This window comes from Novipirellula sp., assembly GCF_041583735.1.
In the GTDB taxonomy this organism is placed as follows: Bacteria; Planctomycetota; Planctomycetia; order Pirellulales; family Pirellulaceae; genus Novipirellula.
Genome location: NZ_JBFHFD010000425.1, coordinates 1 through 7,512, shown reverse-complemented (window position 1 = coordinate 7,512; position 7,512 = coordinate 1). Strand labels below are relative to the sequence as shown.

At 55.7% G+C, this 7,512-nt stretch carries 5 protein-coding genes; all 5 read left to right on the top strand.

Annotation, left to right across the window (positions count from 1 at the left end):
- On the top strand, positions 1-1,095 hold a 1,095-nt coding region (locus tag ABX962_RS24690; protein WP_372723253.1), incomplete at its 5' end, for a putative DNA modification/repair radical SAM protein.
- Positions 1,096-1,102: 7 nt separating this feature from the next.
- On the top strand, positions 1,103-2,554 hold the full coding sequence (locus ABX962_RS24685; protein ID WP_372723251.1) for a UdgX family uracil-DNA binding protein: 1,452 nt from the start codon (positions 1,103-1,105) through the stop codon (positions 2,552-2,554).
- Between the two features lie 223 nt (positions 2,555-2,777).
- Positions 2,778-3,836: a ligase-associated DNA damage response exonuclease gene (locus ABX962_RS24680; protein WP_372723249.1), complete on the top strand. Its 1,059-nt coding sequence runs from the start codon at positions 2,778-2,780 to the stop codon at positions 3,834-3,836.
- Positions 3,833-5,428, top strand: coding sequence for an ATP-dependent DNA ligase (locus ABX962_RS24675; protein WP_372723247.1), 1,596 nt, complete (start codon positions 3,833-3,835; stop codon positions 5,426-5,428). Before ABX962_RS24680 ends, ABX962_RS24675 begins: the two co-directional genes overlap by 4 nt.
- Positions 5,429-5,531: 103 nt before the next feature.
- Positions 5,532-7,512, top strand: a 1,981-nt coding sequence (locus ABX962_RS24670) for a ligase-associated DNA damage response DEXH box helicase (protein ID WP_372723246.1), incomplete at its 3' end; no start/stop codon positions are given.

Sequence of the window (7,512 nt, the reverse complement as noted above, 5' to 3'; positions counted from 1 at the left end):
TCGCTGCTGAAAATCTTGTTGACGAATTTCTGCATCTACGATTGCCAGTACTGCGTCAATCGCGTTTCCAGCGACACCCCGCGAGCTCGTTTCACGGTCGACGAAGTCGTGTCGCTAACGATGGAGTTTTACAAACGCAATTACATCGAAGGATTGTTTCTTAGTTCGGGGATCATCCAGAATTCGGACTACACGATGGAGCAGTTGATTGCGGTTGCAAAAACGCTCCGCACCGAGAGGCATTACGGCGGCTACATCCATCTGAAAACGATCCCCAATGCGTCACAATCGTTGATCGAAGAGGCGGGGAAATGGGCGGACCGATTAAGTGTGAACATCGAACTGCCAACCGAAGGGGATCTCTACAAACTTGCACCCGAAAAGAAGAAGCCGCAGATCGTTAGTGCAATGCATGGGATTCGTGACAAGATCGACGAGACGAAACAAGAGCAAGCATCGGGTTTCAAGCCCCCCTCGTTTGCGCCGGCAGGCCAAAGCACGCAAATGATTGTCGGCGCAACCGAGACGCCCGATCTAGAGGTGCTGAAGACTGCATCGGAACTGTACACAGGCCAGAAATTGAGACGCGTCTACTATTCGGCGTACAGTCCGATTCCGCATGCCGATGCCCGTTTGCCAGGGCAATCACCGCCGCTGATTCGCGAACACCGGCTGTATCAAGCCGATTGGTTGATGCGTTTTTATGGATTCCAGGCGAACGAGATCGTCGCCGAAAAGGACCAGAACTTGTCGCTTGAGATTGATCCCAAATTGGCCTGGGCGCTGGCGAATCGTCATTTCTTTCCCGTCGATGTGAATCGGGCTAGCCAGGAAGAGTTGTTGCGGATCCCGGGGATTGGGGTTCGCAATGTCCAGCGGATCTTGAGCCTGCGGCGGCACAAGCACCTTCGCACCGCGGACTTGCGAAAGTTGCGAGTCGCTTGGAATCGAGCCAAAGTGTTTGTGTTGACCGCCGATCACAATCCCGGCGTTGCCAATCTCGACAAGCTGAACCTTGGCAAACAAGTCGCACCGAAATCGCAACAGTTGATGTTATTCGATGCGGCAAGCTCGGCGATAACCGGTGAGGTGTAGTCACGCGATGACCTATTTCGTGAATGTCGAAACGTTTTCGCAGTGGCGTGATGAAGCACGCTCGTTGTTGGTGGGCGGTATTAAACCATCGGAAGTTCACTTCGCCAGTCATGCGGAGCAGCCCTCGCTGTTTGATGTTGCCCCGGCCGCGGAATCGAGCAAGGTCGTCCCCACGGTGCCGCCTGCGTTTCTGGAAATCGCCAAGCACGTTGCCTGTCATCGGGACGCGGGCCGATGGGAATTGCTGTACCGCACGCTATGGCGATTGACGCATGGCGAGCGGCATTTGCTTGAAATCTCGACCGATGACGATGTGTATGCGCTGAATCAGATGAAGAAGGCGGTCACTCGCGACGTGCATAAGATGAAAGCGTTTGTGCGGTTTCGCAAAGTGATCGCGGAATCTGCCCAGGAAGCGGGATTTGCCGAAGAAGACGAGGCCGAAGAAGACAAGGCCGAAGAAGACAAGGAACAGGCGATTTACATCGCTTGGCATCGGCCCGAGCACCGCATTGTCACGTTGGCGGCTCCGTTTTTCTCGCGTCGCTTCAAGGCGATGAATTGGACGATCTTGACGCCCGACGAATCGGTTTCGTGGGACCAACGTGAATTACGATATGGTCCCGGCGTTCCCGCCAGCGAGGCACCCGACGCGGACTCGCTCGAGGATCTTTGGAAGACCTATTACGCATCGATCTTCAATCCTGCACGCGTCAAAGTCTCGATGATGAAACGCGAGATGCCGGTGCGGCATTGGCCAACGCTGCCCGAAACCGAATTGATTCCCGAATTGCTTCAGCAAGCACCCACTCGCGTGGCCGAGATGATTGCCAACAACGAAGGGTTCGCCGAAACGGCGACGCACTACATGCCCAGCGACACGTCGTTGGATTCGCTGAAGTTGGCTGCGACGCACTGCCGTGCTTGTGATCTACATCAATGTGCAACGCAGATGGTATTCGGCGAAGGCCCGTCGTCGGCGAGAATTGTCATCGTCGGAGAACAACCAGGCGACCGCGAAGACATCGCGGGACGCCCCTTTGTCGGACCCGCCGGTCAATTGCTTGACGATGCCTTGCAAAGTTTGAGGATCGACCGCGATCACGTTTACATCACGAACGTGGTCAAACATTTTAAATTCACTGAGCGTGGCAAACAGCGTTTGCACAAGAAACCAAATTCGCGAGAAATCTTTGCTTGCCGGCCTTGGTTGGAAGCGGAGATTGCGACGATCCGCCCCGAGACCATCGTGTGCCTCGGCGCGACGCCGGCTTCCGCGCTGTTCGGGCGTGATTTTCGAGTCACCAAGCAACGTGGCGAAGTGATTGCCACCGATTGGTGCAAGCGTACGATCGCAACGTGGCACCCGGCCGCGATTCTGCGGATGCCCGACCCCAATCGACGCGCACAGATGCAGCAGCAATTTGTTGCGGACCTGGCTCTGATACTTGATCAATAAACAGGAATACAGGTTGATTTTTGAGCCGTGACGCGTGAGCGGCCGGGTCTCACGCATTACACAAGGCCCTGGGAGAGCGTCCGGCTAAAAAAAAAATCACAACCCGACGCGTAAGCGAGGGACTTTTAGCTGATCGCATCCGTTGAATGAAATTTGCGGAACGAAATATGCCTGGCTACTTTAAGATGCACACCGTTGCGCGGATGCGACCAACGAGAACAACATGAACGAATTATTAGAAACCACACCGAGAGGGCTGTATTGTGCCGCGGGCGATTTCCATATCGATCCGCACCAAGCAGTCGATCGCGCCGTGGTGACGCATGCGCACACCGATCATGCTCGCTGGGGTTGTCGTCGCTATTTGGCGGCTGAGCGGAGTGAGCATCTGTTGCGGATGCGTATGAACGATGATGCCGAGTTTCAGTTTTTGCCTTATGGTGAATCGATCAAGATCCGAGGCGTTGACGTCAGCTTTCACCCGGCCGGTCACATGCTCGGTTCAGCCCAAGTGCGGCTTGAGTACCGGGGAAAGGTGGCTGTGGTCACGGGCGATTACAAGTTGGGGGAAAATCCGACTTGCGAACCGTGGCAACCGGTCCGATGTGATCTGTTGGTAACCGAGTCGACTTTTGGTTTGCCGGTCTATCGCTGGGATCCCGAACAAACGATGACCGATTCGATCAACCAGTGGTGGCGTGACACCCGTGACGAAGGCCGATGTTGTGTGTTGTATGGCTATGCGGTCGGAAAGAGCCAGCGATTGATTGCAGGATTGGATCCGACCATCGGGCCAATCTATACGCATGGGGCGGTCGAAAAAGGAACCGAGGCGTATCGGAAAACCGGGGTCTCGCTGCCACCAACCACCTATGTTGGCTCGGTCGAGGGAAAGCATGATTACAGCGGAGCGATGGTCGTGGCGGTACCGAGTGCTCATGGGACACCGTGGATGCGTCGCTTCGGTCGCGTTCGCACTGCGATGGCGAGCGGATGGATGGCAGTACGTGGAGCCCGGCGGCGGAGATCGGTCGATCGTGGGTTCGTCGTTAGTGATCATGTCGATTGGCCATCGCTGTTACAGGCAGTTCAGCTGTGCGATCCCGAGATGGTTTGGGTGACGCATGGCTACACCGCGGCAGTGGCTCGCTACTTGCAAGAGAACGGTCGAAATGCACGCGTGATCGATTCGCGAGGTCGCGGTGAATCCGACGAGGATGCTTCGGCGGCCGAAGTTGACGAAGGATCGGCACCCGACGTCGACCAGGGAGACGAGTCATGATTCGTTTCGCAGCCCTGTTCACCGCCTTGGATTCAACGACCAAGACCAACGAGAAAATCGCCGCGATGGCGGACTATTTTGCGGACGCGACCGCCGCCGATGCGGCTTGGGCGACGTATTTCCTATCCGGCAACAAGCCGCGGCAATTGGTGCCGACGAAACTGCTGCGTTTGTGGGCATCCGAAGAAGCGAATATCCCGTTGTGGTTGTTCGAAGAATCGTATCATGCAGTGGGCGATTTGGCGGAATCGCTTGCCCTCGTCGTGCCGCCAGGCGAATTGGTGGACGATTTGTCGCTCGCCGAGTGGATGGAGACTCGGTTGTTACCCCTTCGCTCGATGGACGAAACGCAACAACGCGAAGCGATCACCAAGATTTGGCGTGAATCGACTCCGAGTATGCGGTTTGTAATCATGAAGCTGGTCACCGGAGCGTTTCGAGTCGGGGTGAGCAAACGGTTGGTGACGCGGGCGATCGCGATGCAATCAGGAATCTCGGCGGATGTGGTTTCGCATCGCTTGATGGGCAATTGGAAACCGACCGCAGCGTTCTTTCAAAAGTTGGTCGATCCTGATGTGCAGGACACCGTCGCGAGCCAACCCTACCCGTTCTGTTTGGCTCATCCGATCGATATCCACGAAGGCCCCGAGTCGTTGGGGGATTCAGACAACTACGCAGCCGAATGGAAATGGGACGGCATTCGTGGTCAAGTGATTCGTCGCAGCGATCAGACGTTTATATGGTCGCGTGGCGAGGAATTGATGGAAAACCGCTGGCCCGAGATCGATGCCGCAGCGGCGCTGATGCCCAATGGAACCGTGATTGATGGCGAAATTTTGGCGGCGACGGCGGATGGACAAGTGTTGCCGTTCGCTCAATTGCAGCGACGGATTGCCAGAAAGACGGTGGGCAAGAAATTGCTCGCAGAAGTGCCGGTCGTGTTCCATGCATTCGATTTGCTCGAACGCGACGGCATCGATTTGCGAGAGCGTCCGTTCGCCGAGCGACGCACCGTCTTGGACGACTTATTGCGAGATATCGAGCATCCGAGTCTACGCGTGACGAAATTGATCGAGGCTCCGTCGTGGGACCATTGGGCAACAATTCGCGAAGGAAGTCGTGATCAGAATGCCGAAGGATTGATGCTAAAACGCAAAGACGGCAAGTATGATGTCGGCCGTGTGCGAGGGACGTGGTGGAAGTGGAAGGTGGCTCCGTACACGATTGATGCGGTGCTTCTGTATGCACAAAAAGGGCACGGCAAGCGAGCCAGTTTGTATACGGATTATACGTTTGCGTTATGGGATGGCGGGACGTTGGTACCGTTTGCCAAGGCGTACAGTGGATTGGATGACAAAGAGATTCGGCAAGTCGATCATTTTGTCCGACGTAATACGAAAGAGTCGTTTGGTCCGGTACGCAGCGTAACGCCGACGTTGGTGATGGAATTGGCGTTTGAAGGACTGCAGCGATCTCCGCGGCACAAGAGTGGGATTGCGACTCGGTTCCCACGAATTCTCCGCTGGCGTCATGACAAGAAGCCCGAAGATGCAAACCAATTAAGCGAACTATTAGCCCTCTTGCCAAACTAAATCTCCCGTAGCGAAAGTCGCCAAGACTTTCGGTTTCGCTTGAATGGCTATCGGAGAGACCGCTGGAGCACTCACGGAAGCCTTTACCCCATTTTGATGCCCAATGCTTCAACCTCGACCGCAAACCGAAACACCTTTGCAATCGATTGATCGCTACTTTGCGTCAATCGGATGGAAGCCGTTTCGTTTCCAGCGATCGGTATGGCGAGCATACGCTAGCGGGGCGAGCGGACTGGTTCATTCGGCGACCGGAACCGGAAAAACACTGGCGGTTTGGATAGGCCCGATCCTGAAGTGGATCAAAGAGAACCCCGATCGCAGCAAGTGGAATCCGAAACGTCCACCGCCGGTGCGAGTTTTATGGATCACGCCGCTGCGAGCCCTGGCGGGCGATACCGAAGCCTCACTGCGTGCTCCGATCGAGGGATTGGGGTTACCGTGGTTGCTCGAGTCGCGGACCGGCGACAGTAAGGCCAGTGCCAAGTCGAGACAGAACAAACGGTTGCCGACGGCACTGGTGACGACGCCCGAGAGTTTGTCGTTGATGTTGACGCATGAACGTCTGCTCGACCAATTGCGGGGATTGGAAGCGGTCATTGTCGACGAGTGGCACGAGTTGCTGGGGACCAAACGCGGCATCCAAACTGAGTTGGGATTGGCCCGCTTGAGAAAATTGAATCCTCAGCTTCGCACGTGGGGAGTTTCGGCGACGCTCGGGAATATAGACGAAGCCAAAGAGTCGTTGGTGGGCGTGGACCCGGTCGGCGATGTTCGCGTGATCCAGGGCTATACGAAAAAGCGATTGAAACTCGAATCCTTGATCCCCGCGAACATGGAACGGTTTCCTTGGACGGGGCACATCGGGACCAAAATGGTCCCTCAAGTTGCCGAACTGATTGCGAAGGTGAAAAGTGTCTTGGTGTTCGCCAACACCCGTTCGCAAACCGAGATTTGGTACCAACATCTGTTGAAACAGCGGCCGGATTGGGCCGGCGAGATTGCCTTGCACCATGGATCGCTTGATACCAGCGTTCGCCGTTGGGTCGAGAATGGATTGCGTGATGGTTCCTTGCGAGCGGTTGTGTGTACCAGCAGCTTGGATTTAGGAGTGGATTTCACGGCGGTCGATCTGGTCATTCAAATCGGCAGCCCCAAGGGTGCCGCTCGTTTGCTGCAGCGTGCCGGTCGAAGCGGTCATCAACCCGATGCCGAGAGTCGCTTGGCGTTTGTGCCCACCAACGCGATCGAGTTGATCGAGCTTGCGGCCGCGCAAGACGCGATTCGCAAAGGACACCTCGAAGCGCGGCCGTTGCTGCGGAAACCACTGGATGTTTTAGCACAGCACGTGGTGACGATTGCGATCGGAGGGGGATTTACCGCGGATGAATTATTGCAAGAGCTGCGCACCACGTACGCCTATCAATCGCTGAGTGATCCCGAGTGGCAATGGGTGCTTGATTTTGTGGTGCGTGGCGGAAGTTCACTCGAAGCTTATCCCGATTTTCACCGCGTCAATGTGCATAGCGGTCGCTACATCGTCGAGGATCGGCGGCGGATCACGGCGCACCGGATGAACATCGGCACGATCGTTTCGGATGCGTCGATGAAAGTGAAATTTTTGAAAGGCAAAACGCTGGGGACCGCCGAAGAACACTTTTTATCAAAGCTGAATCCGGGAGATCGGTTTCTGTTTGCGGGCCGTTTGGTTTCTTTGGTTCGCGTGCGAGACAATGTCGCGTATGTCCGACGAGCAACGGGGGAACCCGATTCCGTACCACGCTGGATGGGCGGGCGAATGCCGTTGTCCAGTGAGCTCAGTGCCGAACTGCGTTTGAAAATCGAGCAAGCGGCGGCGGGCAAATTTGTCGGACGCGAGATGAAGGCATTGCGGCGTTTGTTCGAGATCCAAAGTCGCTGGAGCGTGCTGCCGCGAAGCGATCAGTTTTTAATCGAGCGGATTGAAACTCGCGGTGGTCACCAATTGTTTCTGTTTCCGTTCGAAGGACGGTTGGTCCATGAAGGATTGTCTGCGTTGCTGGCGTATCGAATCTCGCGGTTTCAAAAGACCACCTTCACGATGGCTT